Consider the following 16,001-nt stretch of genomic DNA (forward strand, 5'->3'; position numbering starts at 1 on the left):
CATCTGCTTTTATTCTGGAAAAAGCTTTGATAGAGCTATAGTTTTCCTGATAGCACAATGCATAATACTCAATACTGAGGATTAATACTCTAAAATGCTACCGACTTAAAACATATAGCATTATCAATTAATCCTGGATTATATCAGCTCTATTAGAACTGTAGATCATTCAGAAATTTGAGATTACCCATGTAATTGATCTTTACAATCCTGTACAATATTCTAAATATAAATATTCTTTCAGATAAGATGATTTCTATCCCGAGTAGCCAATGCTATGGAGTGCAAATACAGCTCATGTAATTACTTCTAATGAATTAGCAACATAATCTATGTCCAAGCACCGAAAAATACAGAAATACAATCCTTCGAAAGGACACTGAAATCCTGAAAACATTTTATAAAGGGTTTCAAAAAGTTTGATTTGAAACTTCAGAAACAAGATCAACAAGCACTATTGAATATAATAATACGCAGCCAATAGTAGTATGAATCTGATAATTTGACACCAATTTATTTCCAATATATACTGTTGACACCACTCACAAAAAAAAGCGGCTACATGAGCCGCTTTTTTCGTTTGAGTATCCTACTCAGTTTATTTTGATTTCAAGGTTTTCTTAACCTCTACTTCTCTAAATGCTTCTACTACATCACCTTCTCTAATGTCGTTGTAGTTCTTAACCTGAAGACCACAATCGTAGCCTTTCTTCACTTCTTTAACGTCATCTTTGAATCGTTTTAATGAAGCCAGTTCTCCAGTGTAAACAACCACACCATCTCTAATAAGTCGTATTCCAGCACTTCTGTAAATAGTTCCTGCGGTTACCATACAACCAGCGATTGTACCAACCTTGGATATCTTAAAGGTTTCTCTAATCTCTGCAGTACCAGTGATCTCTTCTTTAAGTTCTGGTGAAAGCATGCCTTCCATCGCATCTTTAAGATCATTGATCGCATCGTAGATGATCGAGTAAGTACGGATATCAATTTCTTCCTTATCGGCCACCATTCTGGCATTACCTGCAGGTCGAACGTTAAATCCTATAATTACCGCATCAGATGCTGAAGCTAACAGTACATCACTTTCAGTAATTGCACCAACTCCTTTGTGTATGATATTCACCTGAATCTCTTCCGTAGAAAGCTTCTGGAAACTATCTGTAAGCGCTTCTACTGAACCATCCACATCCCCTTTCAAGATTATATTAAGTTCTTTAAAGTCACCAAGTGCGATACGTCTACCAATTTCGTCAAGTGTAATGTGACGCTGAGTTCTAACATTCTGCTCACGTTGTAACTGAGTTCTACGTGCTGCTATATCTTTTGCTTCACGCTCATCTTCCATTACTTTGAAAGTATCGCCTGCCTGAGGAGCACCATCAAGTCCTAAAATAGACACTGGTGTAGAAGGCCCGGCTTCTTTCACCTCATGACCACGCTCATCATGCATAGCTTTGATCTTACCACTATTTCTACCGGCAAGTACATAATCTCCAATCTTAAGAGTACCAGCCTGAACAAGAATAGTCGCAATATAACCCCGCCCTTTATCAAGGAATGCTTCCACCACGGTACCTTTGGCAAGTTTCTTGGGATTCGCCTTCAGTTCCAGGATTTCTGCTTCCAGAAGTACTTTTTCAAGTAATTCTTTTACGCCAGCTCCTGTTTTGGCGGAAATATCATGGGACTGAATCTTACCACCCCAGTCTTCTACAAGAAGATCCATCTGGGCAAGTTTTTCTTTTATCCTTTCTGGATTTGCCGTTGGCAAATCAGATTTGTTGATCGCGAAGATGATCGGTACTCCTGCAGCCTGTGCGTGAGAGATCGCTTCTTTTGTTTGAGGCATCACATCATCATCTGCCGCAATCACAATGATCGCGATATCTGTTACCTGTGCACCACGAGCACGCATCGCCGTAAAGGCTTCGTGACCAGGAGTATCCAGGAATGCGATTTTTTGTCCGCCATCAAGCTCAACTCCGTAAGCTCCGATATGCTGAGTGATCCCTCCACTCTCACCGGCAATTACATTCTCTTTACGAACATAATCCAGTAAGGATGTTTTACCATGATCCACGTGACCCATTACAGTTACAATAGGAGCTCTGGTTACAAGATCTTCAGGATTCTCTTCAACTTCTTCAACAGTTTCTTCTACATCTGCTGTGGTGAACTCAACTTCATAGCCAAATTCTTCAGCAACGATAGTTAATGTTTCAGCATCAAGACGCTGATTCATGGTTACCATCATTCCAAGAGACATACATGCTGAGATAATCTTAGTTACCTGCACATCCATCATCGTTGCGACTTCACTTACAGTAACGAATTCTGTTACCTTTAAGATCTTATCATCAGATTCCTGCTGTGCAAGATCATCTGCAGAACGTTGCCTGTGTTCGTCTCTTTTCTGTCTTCTATACTTAGCCCCTTTACCTTTGGAAGATTTACCCTGAAGTTTCTCCAGAGTTTCACGTACTTGTTTTTGTACTTCTTCTTCGGTTGGTTCTTCTTTGGTAATAGGTTTGCTTCTTGCTCTTCCGCCTTTTTTAGCAGCTGCACCACGCGGACTGTTACCTCCACCACCTTTTACATCTTTACTGATGCGGCGACGACGTTTCTTACGCTTGTCCTTTTCGTCCTTAGATTCGGTTTTCTTCTCGTCTTTCTTCTTGACAGGTTTCTTGAACTGTGAAAGGTCGATCTTCTTACCGGTGAAGTTAGGTCCGTCGAGCTTCGTATAGTTGGTCTTGATCGTATCAGAACCTTCTTCCTTCTTCTCTACAGTAGCTTCTGGAGCTTTTTCAGTTTCAGCTTTAGCCTCAGTTTTCACTTCTGGCTTCCCTTCTTCTTTATTAGCAACCGGCGCTTCCTCCTTCTTAGGAGCAGGAGCTTCTTTTTTCTCAGCAGGTTTTTCCGCAGGAACCTCTTTAGGCTTCTCTGCAGATTTTGCTGGTTGTTCTTTTTCTTCAGTAGTCTTCTCCGCTTCTTTGACAGGTTCAGCTGGAGTTTCTTTTACTTCTTCAGTTTCTTTAGAGGATTCTTCCGCAGGAGTTTGCGCTCCGGGCTTTTTGTCCAGGTCTATCTTACCAACCGTTTTAGGACCGGCAAGCTTGGCTCGGGAAGTAGAAACTTCTTCTTTCTTCACCTCTTCAGCTTTACGCTTTTCCTCTATTTCCTTGCGAAGTTCCTCCTTCTCCTTCTTTCTCTCTTCTCCTACTTCTTTGGAAGCAACCTTTTTACTCTTATCGGTTTGGAACTCGTCAGAAAGCACCTCGTAGATTTCTCCCGAGATCTTGGTAGTTGGACGTGCATCAATCTCGTAGCCTTTGGAAGTAAGATATTCCACAGCCCTGTCTAACGAGATATTGAACTCACGTAGAACTTTATTTAATCGCGTTGTTTTCGCTTCTGCCATAAATTGCCCTCTAAATTAACCTCTTTTAATGTATTCTATATTAAAAAAATATTATTCTTCAAATTCTGAGCGAAGAACCGACATAACGTCTTTGATGGTTTCTTCCTCAAGGTCTGTACGACGTACAAGATCATCAACATCCTGTTCCAATACAGCCTTTGCAGTATCCAGACCAATTTTTGAAAATTCGGCGATCACCCAATCTTCAATTTCGTCTGTAAACTCTTTTAACTCCACATCTTCTTCAACACCTTCTCTATAAACATCGATCTCATAACCGGTTAACTGCCCGGCCAGTCTAATGTTGTGACCACCTCTACCAATGGCTTTGGAAACTTCTTCCGGCTTCAGCATTACCTCAGCAGTTTTAGCTTCCTCATTCATTTTAATGCTGGTTATCTTCGCAGGGCTCAGAGCTCTTGTGATGAATAACTGCTCATTATTGGTGAAATTGATCACATCGATGTTTTCATTTCCAAGCTCACGAACAATGCTGTGAATACGAGAACCTTTCATTCCTACACAGGCACCTACAGGATCGATCCTATCATCATAAGAATCTACTGCTACTTTCGCTTTTTCACCAGGTACACGAACAACTTTTTTGATAGTAATTAAACCATCGAACACTTCTGGGATTTCCTGCTCGAATAACTTCTCAAGGAAACCTGGTGCGGTTCGGGACATGATAATGGTAGGCTTGTTACCTTTTAACTCCACGCTTTCAATGATCCCGCGTACGTTTTCTCCTTTTCTGAAGAAATCTGATGGAATCTGGCGGTCTTTAGGAAGCACAATTTCATTGCCCTCGTCATCAAGGAGAATGATTGCTCTGTGCCTTATATGATGAACTTCTGCAGTATAAATCTCTCCTTCAAGATCTTTAAACTGCTTATAAATATTCGTGTTATCATGCTCATGGATCTTAGAGATCAGGTTTTGACGTAATGCCAAAATAGCTCTTCTTCCAAGGTCAATAAGCTTCACTTCTTCTGAAACATCTTCACCAACTTCAAAATCGGGTTCGATCCTTCTGGCTTGAGCAAGAGAAATTTCCCTATTGGAATCTTCCACTTCACCATCTGCAACAACGATCCGGTTTCTCCAGATCTCAAGATCTCCTTTATCAGGGTTTACAATAATATCAAAATTATCGTCTTCTCCATACTTTTTCTTCAAAGCATTTCTGAAAACGTCTTCCAGGATCGCCATAAGCGTAACCCTGTCTATAAGCTTATCATCCTTAAATTCTGAGAATGATTCAATCAACGCGATATTTTCCATATCAATTTGTGATTAAAATGTTATTTTAACTTTCGCTTCCACAATCTCATCATAAGGCAATGTTGCCTCTTTATCAACTGTGACCTTCCCTTTACCTACCGGCTTGGGCTCCCTGGCTTTCCAGGCTAGCTTGATCTCTTTTTCGTCTGCAGCCAGAAGATCTCCTTCAAATTTATCATTTTCAGTTTTCACTTTCAGCCTGCGACCTATGTTTTTCCTGTATTGCCTTGGTAAGCTCAAAGGTTCAGAAACCCCTGCAGAAGTCACTTCCAGCGAAAAATCTTCCTCTTCCCTGTCGAGATTATGCTCGATCCCGCGACTTACTGTAATACAATCATTTACTGAAACTCCCTCATCACCGTCTATGACGATCTTTATGTGATTAGCGGAGTTTATGTCAAGGCTTATTAAGAATAAGTTCTTATTCTCTTCAAAGACCTGCTCTGCTAATTTTTCTACTTTATCCTTCAGCATATGTTTATAAAAAGAGGGGACTTCTGTCCCCTCGCTGTACCAAAATTTTAGTTTCAACGCTGCAAATATAGCAATATTTTTCAAGTATAAAAACGCCAGAGGAAATGAAATATTCTTCGTAAATTTAATAGAGACTTCACCTTCAATCTATTACTTCGAATTATGAAAAATATTCTAGTTCCCACCGATTTCAGCGATCAGGCCGAAAAAGCTCTTAAAGTCGCTGCACAACTGGCCCGAAAATTCGACAGTGAGATCTATTTGCTCCATATGCTGGAGCTACCCATGATGTTGATCGACCCGGTACATGGCAGTAGCCAGAATGTTCCTGAAGCATTATTTTTTATGAAGCTAGCGCATCAAAGATTTTCCAGATTAAAAATGGCAGACTATCTTGAAGGAATAAAGGTGCACGAAACCGTTCAGTTTCACCGTGCTTTTGAAGGTATTATTGAAATTAGTCAGGAGAATAATTGCGAAATGATCGTGATGGGTTCACATGGTGCCAGCGGCTACCAGGAAATGTTCATTGGTTCCAATACAGAGAAGGTCGTGCGTAATTCTGAGATTCCTGTACTGGTGATCAAAAATGAGATCCCTGACTTCAGAATTGAAAATTTCGTGTTCGCTACAGATGCTACTTCAGATCAAAAAGACCTGCTTTCCAGGGCCATGAAATTTGCCCGGGCAATCGATACGCAAATGCACCTGTTATTTGTAAACACGCCTAATGACTTTTTGAGCACTGCGGAAGCTACTAAAAGAATACTGAAATTTACAGAAGAATATCCGGAGCTGGAAACCAATATTCATATATATAATGATATAAGCGTTGAAAAAGGTATTCTGAATTTTGCACGTAAGCGAGGAGCAGACCTGCTTGGAATTGGAACGCATGGTCGTAAAGGTCTCGCACACTTTTTCAATGGAAGCATTAGCGAAGACCTCGTCAATCATGCCAACAGACCGGTAGTAACTTTCAGAATTTAAATAAATGCTTTCAAAGCTCCATTTTTGATCATATTCCAGAGATAGTTCCAGAAAGATTTAGTTCTGTCCCTGTCTACAGCAATATCTTTATGATTTGCTTTACTATTCTGCGCTTTATTCTTCACGATAAGATTCGCCAGTGCAGATACGACTTTGTTCTTCTCTTTTCCATCCTTCTGTAATACTTCGATCTTAAAATCCTTATACTCCAAGCGCATATCACCCTTAGCCGTGTAAGGTCCACCTACGAAATTAAAGTACATATCTTCAATTTCTCCATGTGCCTGTACATTCATGGCGGGCTTCATGAATTCATTGATCTGTTCCGCAGCGATCCTGCCAAGTTCCCCGCTTATATTAAAACGATCCTGGGTATCAGCAATATTAAAACTCCAATTCACATCCAGAGATGCCGTTTCCATAAAATCTGCCTGAGCCTTTATCACGGTTTCCGGAAAATCCTGCTTATCAAGATTCACATTGGATATCTGGCTTATTTGAAAATTCATATTAGAAAAATCTACAGTTCCCGGCTCGCGATCTGCATGAATCTTCTCTTCGTACTTGAGATACCCGTTCGTAAAACTTATGCTATCAATTTGCAATAGCACAGGCATTTCCCGAAGCATTTGACTATATAAAGGCTTAATACTATTGTCATCTGGCTGTAACTTATCCCTGTAGATCACAAAATTGAATTGATCTATATGTGTGAGAGAATTTCCAATTTTCAGGCTGTCATTTTGCAAACTCCAGGTAAGCCCCTGCATCCCGATACTATCGATCTCCAAATCATACCAGTCGGTTTCTTTACTAATATTCTGCTGATGCTCATTTCTGGAGAACTTCGGTTTAAGCTGGAAATCGGTAATCTTCACATCGTCATTCCTGATCACAAGGTCGCCAACATACAATTTCTGAAGATCATTCAGATCATAATACAAGCTATCAATATTCAGAAGGATAAGGTCATAATTAAATGGCACCGATTCCTTTAGAGAGGTTGAATCAATTCGCACCTGCTCCATACTAATATCACGCAGTTTTGAGTAAAATCTATGATTGGAACTATCTTTTTCAAAGATCTTCAGACTCCCCCCGGAAACTCTAACCGACTTGATCCTAATCTTATTTTTAAAACTATTCTGTTTTTTAGAAGTGGACGTATCATTCTCTTTCTTCTTAATTTTAAAGATCTTCACTTCAAGATTGGAAATTCTTAGGTCCTCAATAACGATATTCTTGTTAGTCAAATACTCAAGAATCTCGATATCATTTAATCTGATGGTATCAACTTTCAACATTTTACCGCGAATACTAATGGCAGCATCGATCACTTCCGCAGAACGATTTAAAAGCTTCACATCGACCTTTTTATACACCGCATTTGCAGAATCCAGATTTTTCTCTATTCCTTTCTTGATCTTACTCTCCAGAATGTTGTTCGCGATCACTAAAATAAGAGCGAGAACACCAATTGCGATCAAAACTCCAATAGCGATTTTGCTTGATTTTTTCAATTTACCAAGATTTAGGTGAGCCAATTTACTATTCGGCAGGCATCATTCTGGCTGAATTAAGAATATTTAACTTAAAAGATTGTGAGCCAGAAGTTACCAAAGTTAAATATTCGTCAAACTTATTTTTAAACTTTCAACCTAAGCTTATTGCACGCTATATTTGTAGGGTAATAATTAGAAAAAAATGTTTTTAAAGGTCGGTGTAAAAGTTTTATTTGTAATGGTCGAGTTATTTCTCGGGTTTTACAGTCTGGTAATCAGTGAAAGTTTGCTGGTTAAATTTATATTTTTCGTAGTAACTGCTGCGATCGTCGCCTTTGGAATTTTGAAAACGATTGATAAAGTCTTACCAGCTAATGGAGAAATGCTCCAGTTAGGATCGGAAGATGAAGAATAATAATTGAGAAAGAAGAATTAAATCCGTTGATTTGCATCAACGGATTTTTTTTGTTTTAAACTCAACCAATTTAATTAGCATGAGGCTCGTTTGTCTTGCAGACACTCATAATTTACATCATCATTTACCCATTCCCGAGGGTGACGTGCTTATTCATGCCGGCGATTGTACAGATGGTGGCACCCGGAATGAAACAAATAATTTCCTGAAATGGATGAGTGATCAACCTCATTCCTACAAAATCCTAATACCAGGTAATCACGATTTTTATTTTGAAAAGAAGGAGTTGTTAAAAAGCATTCCCGAAGGCATCAAAGTACTCCTCGATCACGAATTGATTATTGAAGGAACAAAATTCTGGGGCTCACCCGTTACTCCAGGATTGGAGAACTGGGCATTTAACAGAGAAAGAGGTATGGCCATGCAAAGGCACTGGAACAAGATCCCTGAAGATACAGATGTACTAATCACTCATACTCCTCCATACGGCATCATGGACCAAATTGCTTCTGGAGAACGTTTGGGATGTGAGGAATTGTTGAAAACATTAGACTTCGTTCAGCCGCAAATCCATTTGTTTGGACATATTCATTACTCTTCAGGCTACCTCAAACGGAACAAAACTTCGTTTTACAATCTCTCAATTCTTGATGAAGCTGGCAGTATCGTGCGTTCACCGATGGTTCTAGATCTATAATCTAAAATTTTTGTAAACAAATTTTGGGTAAGGTTAAAAATTTATTAATAAGGGAAGTATTAGATTTTTATTAACAGCTTTTAGCCTGTCTAATAGTAATTTAGCAATTGTTAATCATACATCAATACACCTATCAATACTTTCATAATGAACAATTTTACTACCCCGGAGTTAATAGATGAGGTTAAAAATCTTATTTCATACAGTATTTCAAATAAGAATCTGGAGTCCTCGAATTTTCAGTTAATGCATAGAGCCATCGTAAAAAAATATTTCGAAGCTAAGAATGTGCAGATCAACTATGACGAGCAAACTATCGAATTACAATTACCAGTTGGCCATAAAAAATATACAAACATTACTTTTGAGTGTATGGACCTGGAAAGATTTTTACAATCCTGTCTTAAAAAGGATGAAAAAAGCATCTTTTTTTATGAGACTATTCTTTCTCATTACAATATTACTTCAGCAGCTTAGTAAAAATTCTTCAAGTATCTATAAAGTTTCGGTCCCTACACCGAACTTTTTTATTTCTGACTCCCTCCTATCTCTTTAAGCTTATCTACATTCAAAGGTTTCGATAGAAAACCTGCCAACTTCGGAAAATTCTCAAAACGTTCTTTATCTAAAAATGCGATCGACGAGGTCACGATGTAAATCTTTGTATGATCATAAACTTCCGGAAATTGAGATTGCAACGCCTCCAGAAACTGCCAGCCATCCATTAAGGGCATATTAATATCCAGTAACATCACTGAAGGTAAATTCTCTTTATTGTTACTATAGTACTTCAATGCCTCCTTTGGAAACTGGTAATATTCTGCCATCCTGAAAGCGCCAGATTTTTCGATGTACCGGCTAATGATCATTTGATAGACCTCATCATCGTCTATCACTGCTATCTTATCTGTCATTTAAAATAAACTTTAAAAGTCGTCCCTTCTCCCGGCGTACTCTCCACATCAACCGAACCTCCCATAGCCTCCACCTGGTTTTTTGTAATGAAAAGACCTACACCACGACCGTCTTTTCTACTGGAAAAAGTTTTATAGAGTCCGAAGATCTTATCACCATAAGCATCCATATCTATCCCAATTCCATTATCCTCCACTTCAAGCACCCATCGCTCATTTTTTAGATAGCCAGAAATAATAATTTCCGGAGTCCTGGATTTATCGGTATAAAGAAGCGCGTTGGTAAGGAAATTTAATAATACGCTTTCCATATAAGCCGCGTTAAAGGAAACCTCCATCTCAGCCGGAACTTTATTTCGAATTCTAGCCTCCTTCCGGTTAATTTGCGGAATTAGAATTTCCAGTGTATTTTCCAGCATTTCCCGCACATTAATTTTTTGAATACTAATATCCATATTTGTGCTAATGGAAACCACATCATTCAAATCATGTAAAGACTGGTCAAGATTGCCCGATACTTTCTGAAGCAATTCTATATACCGATCCTTTTCCTCTACTGAATCTTCTTCAGTATACAATTCCAGAATAGACTGCATATTACTGGCATGAGAGCGTAGATTGTGTGAAACTATATAAGCAAAGTTTAGCAGACGTTTATTCTGCTCCATCACCAGTTCATAAGATTTTACAAGGTTGAGTTCCGCTTCGCGCTTTTCTGTAATATCCCGAAGGTTCACCACGAATCCATTCACATTCTGAACCTCCAGCATATTGGTTAGCGTCGCATTACCCAGAACCAGTGGTCTTCCGCATTTTTTACCCGAAGGATAATATCGGCAATGGGTAGGTTAGGTTTCGTATAAGAGTACTCGATCTTTTGTCTTAAAAGGTCATGATCATCTGGATGAATATAATGTAAAACTCCATGAGCGGTAAAATCAATCTCTTCATATTTGGAGACCTTAGCTAGTGAAGGAGAATAATAACGAACACTATTTTCTGTATCCACGATAAGTATGATCTCATCACTATTTTCCACGAGGGTTCGGAAGCGGTTCTCATTATCGATCAACAACTGCTTTGTCTCCATCCTGGCAGAAATATCTTCGATAAGTGCAATCTGCGAAGTTGCCTGCTCTCCTTCCGCCCATAAAGGCGAAACACTTAGATTTATCCAGATGATTTTTCCATCGCTTCTAATAAGGCGTTTTTGTAGACTGTATTGATTGATCTCATTATTCCTGAGTTTTTCAATTAGCTCAATATTCCTTTCGTTATCATCTGGATGGGTAATATCGATATGTGATTTACCCACCAGGTAGTCTTCAGGATAACCTAGTAATTGCTGAAATTTCTTATTGGTTTCAAGGATGAGCCCGGTGTTGGTATCAAGACGGGCCATCCCGATAGCCGCCTGGTTAAAGATCGTTCTAAAACGCTGCTCACTTTCAGCCAGTTCTCCTGCTTGCGACTTCATTCGCTGCTGCATGATCACAGGACGTTTTAAAATCTGATAGATTATAAAGGCAACCGCTCCCCCGAAAAAAATCATAAGCAAAGCAACCGGAATAAGTCTTAAAAATGGCTGATGTAGTGATTGCGGAATAATATATATCCGCCATTCTCCATCTGGCAGAGTGATCACTTCGGAATAACTTTCGTGAAGATCTGGTCTGGATTTCAGAAAAAATTCTTCTTTTTCTGAAACTGGGTTAATCTTAGAAAACTGAAATTGATAGTCATCGCCAGATAACTCTTGTATTCCAGACTGATGCATCAAATTATCAAACTTTATGATGACGGCAACAAAGCCCCAGAAGTCATTTTTTATAAATACAGGTAATCGTCCTACAACGGCAAGACCACCCTGTTTCAGTTCGAAAGGTCCAGCGAAAACATACGTTTACGTTCGATCGCTTCCAGGGCTTCTTGATTACGGGTAGCATCTTCAAGAATATTATAGTTAATAGCGTCCTTATTCTCCTCAGATGGATATACTTTGGTAATAACGCCATCGGGTACTATCTGTATCGCATCAATATTTGGGTTGTTATCTACCAGTTGAGATGCAATGAGCTCAAAATTGTCGATCTCACCCTTTTCATCGATCTGCAATGCCAGTGAAAGAGCTGCCGAATAACTGTATTTAAGAGATTGGTCGATATTCTGAGCTACCACATCAATCATGGAAGACATTTCAGTTTGCCTGTCGTCTACCAGGATCTGGTAACGCTGCCACAGCATAAAGAACCCCAGGATCACAAGCACCAGTGCACTAACCAGAGAGATCAGCAAAAGCTTCAGGTTCAAACCTGGCGAGGTAGGGTTATGGTTAGTTTTTGACATTCAGTGGGTTCAGGCCTGTTGAACGAGACTTTGAAATGTTAAGATTCAAATATAGCTAAATATGTATAACTTATTCAGTACAGAAATATAGATATTGAGGTATAAAAAAACCCGGCGAATAGCCGGGTATATGTTATTACATGTACCAAGTTATGGTTTCCCTCAAAGCATCTTCAAATTCTGAATCTGGTTTCCAGTTTAATTGAGACCTAATCTTACTAGCGTCGATGGCGTAGCGCTGGTCGTGCCCTGCCCGGTCCTTTACAAAGGTGATCTGTTCGCTGTAACTTCCGGAATTCTTCGGTTTTAGTTCATCCAGCAATTTACAGATCTTATAAGCAAGCTCTATATTCTGCATTTCTGCGTCACCTCCAATATTATACACTTCGCCTGCTTTGCCTTCCGCATAAACCAGACTAATCGCTTTTACATGATCCAAAACATATAACCAGTCACGCACATTCTTTCCGTTACCATAAATGGGAATATCATCTCCGCTCAGGGCTTTGCGAACGATGGTAGGAATCAATTTTTCTTTATGCTGTTTTGGTCCGAAATTATTGGAGCAATTCGTAATGACCGTATTCATTCCATACGTATGATGATAACTGCGCACCACCATATCTGAAGCTGCCTTGCTAGCCGAATAAGGAGAATTTGGAGCATAGGGGGTTTCTTCAGTAAAATACCCGGTTTCCCCAAGACTTCCATACACCTCATCTGTTGAAATATGATGGAATCTACAATCTCTATATTCCTCTCTGTATTCAAAAGGCGCTTTCATCCAGGTTTTGAAGGCGACGTCCAGAAGATTAAATGTTCCGTTCACATTGGTTTCGATAAAAACACCCGGATTGCTAATCGAATTATCTACGTGAGATTCCGCCGCAAAATGTATCACTCCGGTTATATGATTTTCCTGAAAGATCTTTTCCAGCAGTTCACGGTTGCGGATGTCTCCTTTAATAAAGGTATAACGAGGATTGGCTTCCACTTCGCTAAGATTCTCCAGATTACCCGCATAGGTAAGCGCATCCAGGTTAATAATATGCTGTTCCGGATTTTGCTCCAGGTAATAGGGTATAAAATTAGATCCTATAAAACCTGCACCACCGGTAACCAGGATCGTTTTGTTTAGATTGCTCATTGTCCCGCTCTCTTTAATAAATATTCTCCATAGGATGATTTCCCCAGTTTTTCTGCCAGTTGTGCCAGATCCTGCTTGCTTATATAACCTTTTTCATAAGCGATCTCTTCCAGACAGGCTACTTTAAGTCCCTGTCTTTTTTCCAGGGTATGAATAAAATTCCCTGCTTCCAGCATAGATTCATGAGTTCCCGTATCCAGCCAGGCGTAACCCCTGTGCATGATCTCCATTTTCAAATTTTGATCCTCTAGATATGACTGGATCACCGAAGTGATTTCCAGCTCTCCGCGTTTGCTGGGCTTTACGTTTTTAGCGACTTCCACAACCGAATTTGGGAAAAAGTACAGACCTACGATCGCATAATTGGATTTTGGTAATTCCGGCTTCTCTTCCACGCTGAGTACGTTACCTTCAGCATCAAATTCTGCCACTCCATACCTGGATGGCTCGTTGACATAGTATCCAAAAACTCCGGCTTTCTGCTCTTGTTCGACCGTAGCGACCGACTTCCGAAGTAAACTTGTAAACCCATGTCCGTAGAAAATATTATCTCCAAGAATCAAAGCAACATCATCACCATCTATAAATTCTTCTCCAATGATAAAAGCCTGCGCCAGACCATCTGGTGACTCCTGTACCGCATATTGAAAGTCCATGCCCAGATCCTTCCCATCACCCAGCAGTTTTTCAAAATTACTAAGATCCTCCGGGGTCGTAATGATCAAAACTTCCCTGATCCCGGCCAGCATCAGGACCGAAAGCGGATAATAGATCATGGGTTTGTCATACACATTCAGCAGTTGCTTGGAAACCCCTTTGGTAATAGGATACAATCGGGTGCCTGAACCTCCGGCAAGAATAATTCCTTTCATTTTCTATATTTTAGATCGCCTCGCTGCAAAGCTAGCTATTTCACCAGAAACCAGTTATTCAGCAGGTTTTCGCGATTGTACAACATATCCTTTCCGGTTTTATGATCATAAACGATTTTGCCGGCAAAAGTACAGATCGCCTGTCCTGCTGCCGTATCCCACTCCATGGTAGGAGCAAAACGCGGATACTCATCTGCCTTACCTTCTGCTACCATACAAAGTTTTAAAGAGCTGCCCTTGGAGATACTTTCCACTTCTCCATGCTTATTTTTCAGCTTTTCAATATAGTCTTTGGTTTCTTCGGAAAGGTGAGATTTACTAGCAACAACGGTAAAGCTTTTATTCTTATTTTTCTTCGGAAGTTTTACTGCGGAAGCCTCCAGACTTTCCATTACGTCGAAATCAACAACGTTATCTACTTTGTAGGAACCGGCTTCTTCCGAAGCATAATACAATTCCCGAAGTGCGGGAACATAAATGACTCCCAGTACAGGTTTTTGATCTCTTACCAGGGCAATATTGACCGTAAACTCACCATTCTTTTTGATGAATTCTTTGGTGCCATCGATAGGATCCACAATCCATAGGCTGGACCAGTTCTTACGCTCTTCATACGAAAGATATCTTCCTTCTTCTGAAAGCACCGGAATATCTGTTGCAGACAGATGCTGCATGATAATCTGGTGAGAAGCAAGGTCGGCTTTAGTAAGCGGAGAATCATCTCCTTTAAAGTCTACTTCAAAATCTTCGTTCTCGTAAATTTCCATGATCCTTTTGCCCGCTTCCAGCGAAGCTTCGATCGCTATCTCTAAATTATTTTGCATGTCGTTTTTAAAGTAATTTCTCAAATCTTATAAAATATTTCAAACCATTGCAGGTATTGTTTGATTCCTTCCTCTATGTCAATTTTGGGCTGATAGCCATAACGCTGCATTAGCGGCCGTGAGTCTGCCCAGGTTCTATTTACATCTCCCTGCTGCATGGGCATCAAATTCTTTTTAGCCTTGATCCCTAACTGCTTTTCGATCTCCTCGATAAAATCCAGCAACTTTACCGGCTGGCTGTTTCCAATATTAAATATGCGGTGTAGTGCATTCTTATTAGTATCCGAATCATTGATCACCGCGTTCACTCCATTGATGATATCATCTACAAAGGTAAAGTCTCTTTCCAGGTTCCCTTCGTTGAACACCCGGATAGGTTCTCCATTTTTGATAGCATTTACAAATAGAAACATCGCCATATCTGGTCGTCCCCAAGGCCCATATACTGTAAAAAACCGTAAACCTGTACAGCGAATTCCGAAGAGATGACTATAGGTATACGCCATCAGTTCATTGCTGCGCTTCGTTGCCGCATATAAACTAATAGGCTCATCTACTCTATCTTCTTCGGAAAATGGAACTTTTTTGTTCTGTCCATATACGCTGGAAGAACTGGCATATACGAAATCCTTAATGTTATAAAGTCGGCAGCATTCCAGAATGTTGGCAAACCCCACAAGATTACTGTCTATATATGCCTGAGGATTTTCAATACTATAGCGTACTCCCGCCTGTGCTGCAAGATTACAAACCATATCAAACTGGTAAGCTTTAAAAATTCCAGGTAAATTTTCGCGATCCTGAAGGTCCATTTTATGGAAAATGAAATCGGGATACTGCTGACTCTTCACCGGCTGATTAAATGCAGAATCTGCCGCTACATTAACTCCTAATTCAGCAAGACGTCCAATTTTAAGGGATGGGCAGTAATAATCATTAAGATTATCCAGACCAATTACAGTATGACCTTCCTGCAAAAGTTTTTTGCACAGGTGAAATCCAATAAATCCGGCTGCCCCGGTAACTAATATCTTCATAGAGATTATGAGCTCAAACGATCAAAAACTGCAGAAAACATTCCATTTCTGTCAGTTCGCTGCTAAAATATTGGA

Annotated in this window: 16 protein-coding genes; 4 read left to right on the forward strand and 12 right to left on the reverse strand. The window is 39.8% G+C overall.

The window, feature by feature from the left end; all coding sequences use genetic code 11:
• Nucleotides 1–598: 598 nt before the first annotated feature.
• Genes infB through rimP form a run of 3 tightly spaced genes read right to left on the reverse strand, consistent with a single transcriptional unit; the run spans nt 599 to nt 5,182 of the window.
• On the reverse strand, nt 599–3,424 hold the full coding sequence (gene infB, locus ACSHZO_RS03895; RefSeq protein WP_298246133.1) for a translation initiation factor IF-2: 2,826 nt from the start codon (nt 3,422–3,424) through the stop codon (nt 599–601).
• Nucleotides 3,425–3,475: 51 nt separating this feature from the next.
• Nucleotides 3,476–4,708: a transcription termination factor NusA gene (gene nusA / locus ACSHZO_RS03900; protein WP_295180859.1), complete on the reverse strand. Its 1,233-nt coding sequence runs from the start codon at nt 4,706–4,708 to the stop codon at nt 3,476–3,478.
• A gap of 12 nt (nt 4,709–4,720) precedes the next feature.
• Entirely contained in the window at nt 4,721–5,182 is a 462-nt protein-coding gene (gene rimP, locus ACSHZO_RS03905; RefSeq protein ID WP_298246132.1) for a ribosome assembly cofactor RimP, read from the reverse strand.
• A gap of 162 nt (nt 5,183–5,344) precedes the next feature.
• On the opposite strand from rimP, the gene ACSHZO_RS03910 reads away from it, so the two are divergent.
• On the forward strand, nt 5,345–6,172 hold the full coding sequence (locus ACSHZO_RS03910; protein WP_298246131.1) for a universal stress protein: 828 nt from the start codon (nt 5,345–5,347) through the stop codon (nt 6,170–6,172).
• Here the strand turns inward: ACSHZO_RS03910 and ACSHZO_RS03915 are convergent.
• A complete protein-coding gene (locus ACSHZO_RS03915; RefSeq protein ID WP_298246130.1) occupies nt 6,169–7,692 on the reverse strand; it encodes a hypothetical protein in 1,524 nt (507 codons plus the stop codon). The two genes, ACSHZO_RS03910 and ACSHZO_RS03915, sit on opposite strands and share 4 nt — an antisense overlap.
• A gap of 184 nt (nt 7,693–7,876) precedes the next feature.
• Between ACSHZO_RS03915 and ACSHZO_RS03920 the strand changes: the two genes are divergently transcribed.
• The 3 genes from ACSHZO_RS03920 (at nt 7,877) to ACSHZO_RS03930 (ending at nt 9,263) form a co-directional block, all read left to right on the forward strand.
• Entirely contained in the window at nt 7,877–8,089 is a 213-nt protein-coding gene (locus tag ACSHZO_RS03920) for a hypothetical protein (RefSeq protein ID WP_298246129.1), read from the forward strand.
• A 79-nt stretch (nt 8,090–8,168) separates the two neighbouring features.
• A complete protein-coding gene (locus ACSHZO_RS03925) occupies nt 8,169–8,786 on the forward strand; it encodes a metallophosphatase domain-containing protein (protein ID WP_298246128.1) in 618 nt (205 codons plus the stop codon).
• A 147-nt stretch (nt 8,787–8,933) separates the two neighbouring features.
• Nucleotides 8,934–9,263: a hypothetical protein gene (locus ACSHZO_RS03930; RefSeq protein WP_295180871.1), complete on the forward strand. Its 330-nt coding sequence runs from the start codon at nt 8,934–8,936 to the stop codon at nt 9,261–9,263.
• 50 nt (nt 9,264–9,313) lie between these two features.
• Here ACSHZO_RS03930 and ACSHZO_RS03935 read toward each other — a convergent pair whose 3' ends face one another.
• From ACSHZO_RS03935 to ACSHZO_RS03970, 8 genes are all read right to left on the reverse strand, one after another.
• On the reverse strand, nt 9,314–9,700 hold the full coding sequence (locus ACSHZO_RS03935; protein ID WP_298246127.1) for a response regulator: 387 nt from the start codon (nt 9,698–9,700) through the stop codon (nt 9,314–9,316).
• Nucleotides 9,697–10,470: a sensor histidine kinase gene (locus tag ACSHZO_RS03940; RefSeq protein ID WP_298246126.1), complete on the reverse strand. Its 774-nt coding sequence runs from the start codon at nt 10,468–10,470 to the stop codon at nt 9,697–9,699. Before ACSHZO_RS03940 ends, ACSHZO_RS03935 begins: the two co-directional genes overlap by 4 nt.
• 5 nt (nt 10,471–10,475) lie before the next feature.
• Complete coding sequence (locus tag ACSHZO_RS03945) at nt 10,476–11,477, reverse strand: PAS domain-containing protein (protein WP_298246125.1); 1,002 nt, start codon at nt 11,475–11,477, stop codon at nt 10,476–10,478.
• Between the two features lie 95 nt (nt 11,478–11,572).
• Complete coding sequence (locus ACSHZO_RS03950; protein WP_298246124.1) at nt 11,573–12,046, reverse strand: hypothetical protein; 474 nt, start codon at nt 12,044–12,046, stop codon at nt 11,573–11,575.
• 136 nt (nt 12,047–12,182) lie between these two features.
• Nucleotides 12,183–13,193 carry a dTDP-glucose 4,6-dehydratase gene (rfbB, locus tag ACSHZO_RS03955; protein ID WP_298246123.1) on the reverse strand — a complete coding sequence of 337 codons (1,011 nt, stop codon included), beginning with the start codon at nt 13,191–13,193 and terminating at the stop codon, nt 12,183–12,185.
• On the reverse strand, nt 13,190–14,065 hold the full coding sequence (rfbA, locus tag ACSHZO_RS03960) for a glucose-1-phosphate thymidylyltransferase RfbA (RefSeq protein ID WP_298246122.1): 876 nt from the start codon (nt 14,063–14,065) through the stop codon (nt 13,190–13,192). Before rfbA ends, rfbB begins: the two co-directional genes overlap by 4 nt.
• 35 nt (nt 14,066–14,100) lie before the next feature.
• Entirely contained in the window at nt 14,101–14,889 is a 789-nt protein-coding gene (gene cysQ / locus ACSHZO_RS03965; RefSeq protein ID WP_298246121.1) for a 3'(2'),5'-bisphosphate nucleotidase CysQ, read from the reverse strand.
• A 20-nt stretch (nt 14,890–14,909) separates the two neighbouring features.
• Nucleotides 14,910–15,926, reverse strand: coding sequence for an NAD-dependent epimerase (locus tag ACSHZO_RS03970; RefSeq protein WP_298246120.1), 1,017 nt, complete (start codon nt 15,924–15,926; stop codon nt 14,910–14,912).
• Between the last annotated feature and the right edge of the window lie 75 nt (nt 15,927–16,001).

Source organism: Christiangramia sp. 3-2217-3z, assembly GCF_051195275.1.
In the GTDB taxonomy this organism is placed as follows: Bacteria; Bacteroidota; Bacteroidia; order Flavobacteriales; family Flavobacteriaceae; genus Christiangramia; species Christiangramia marina.

What these genes read in the sequence shown, in the direction of transcription:
- rimP (WP_298246132.1), bottom strand. Translation starts at nt 5,182, where the DNA reads ATGCTGAAGGATAAAGTAGAAAAATTAGCAGAGCAGGTCTTTGAAGAG.
- cysQ (WP_298246121.1), bottom strand. Translation starts at nt 14,889, where the DNA reads ATGCAAAATAATTTAGAGATAGCGATCGAAGCTTCGCTGGAAGCGGGC.
- rfbA (WP_298246122.1), bottom strand. Translation starts at nt 14,065, where the DNA reads ATGAAAGGAATTATTCTTGCCGGAGGTTCAGGCACCCGATTGTATCCT.
- ACSHZO_RS03920 (WP_298246129.1), top strand. Translation starts at nt 7,877, where the DNA reads ATGTTTTTAAAGGTCGGTGTAAAAGTTTTATTTGTAATGGTCGAGTTA.
- nusA (WP_295180859.1), bottom strand. Translation starts at nt 4,708, where the DNA reads ATGGAAAATATCGCGTTGATTGAATCATTCTCAGAATTTAAGGATGAT.
- rfbB (WP_298246123.1), bottom strand. Translation starts at nt 13,193, where the DNA reads ATGAGCAATCTAAACAAAACGATCCTGGTTACCGGTGGTGCAGGTTTT.
- ACSHZO_RS03930 (WP_295180871.1), top strand. Translation starts at nt 8,934, where the DNA reads ATGAACAATTTTACTACCCCGGAGTTAATAGATGAGGTTAAAAATCTT.
- ACSHZO_RS03925 (WP_298246128.1), top strand. Translation starts at nt 8,169, where the DNA reads ATGAGGCTCGTTTGTCTTGCAGACACTCATAATTTACATCATCATTTA.
- ACSHZO_RS03940 (WP_298246126.1), bottom strand. Translation starts at nt 10,470, where the DNA reads ATGCTGGAGGTTCAGAATGTGAATGGATTCGTGGTGAACCTTCGGGAT.
- ACSHZO_RS03945 (WP_298246125.1), bottom strand. Translation starts at nt 11,477, where the DNA reads ATGCATCAGTCTGGAATACAAGAGTTATCTGGCGATGACTATCAATTT.
- ACSHZO_RS03970 (WP_298246120.1), bottom strand. Translation starts at nt 15,926, where the DNA reads ATGAAGATATTAGTTACCGGGGCAGCCGGATTTATTGGATTTCACCTG.
- ACSHZO_RS03910 (WP_298246131.1), top strand. Translation starts at nt 5,345, where the DNA reads ATGAAAAATATTCTAGTTCCCACCGATTTCAGCGATCAGGCCGAAAAA.
- ACSHZO_RS03935 (WP_298246127.1), bottom strand. Translation starts at nt 9,700, where the DNA reads ATGACAGATAAGATAGCAGTGATAGACGATGATGAGGTCTATCAAATG.
- ACSHZO_RS03950 (WP_298246124.1), bottom strand. Translation starts at nt 12,046, where the DNA reads ATGTCAAAAACTAACCATAACCCTACCTCGCCAGGTTTGAACCTGAAG.
- infB (WP_298246133.1), bottom strand. Translation starts at nt 3,424, where the DNA reads ATGGCAGAAGCGAAAACAACGCGATTAAATAAAGTTCTACGTGAGTTC.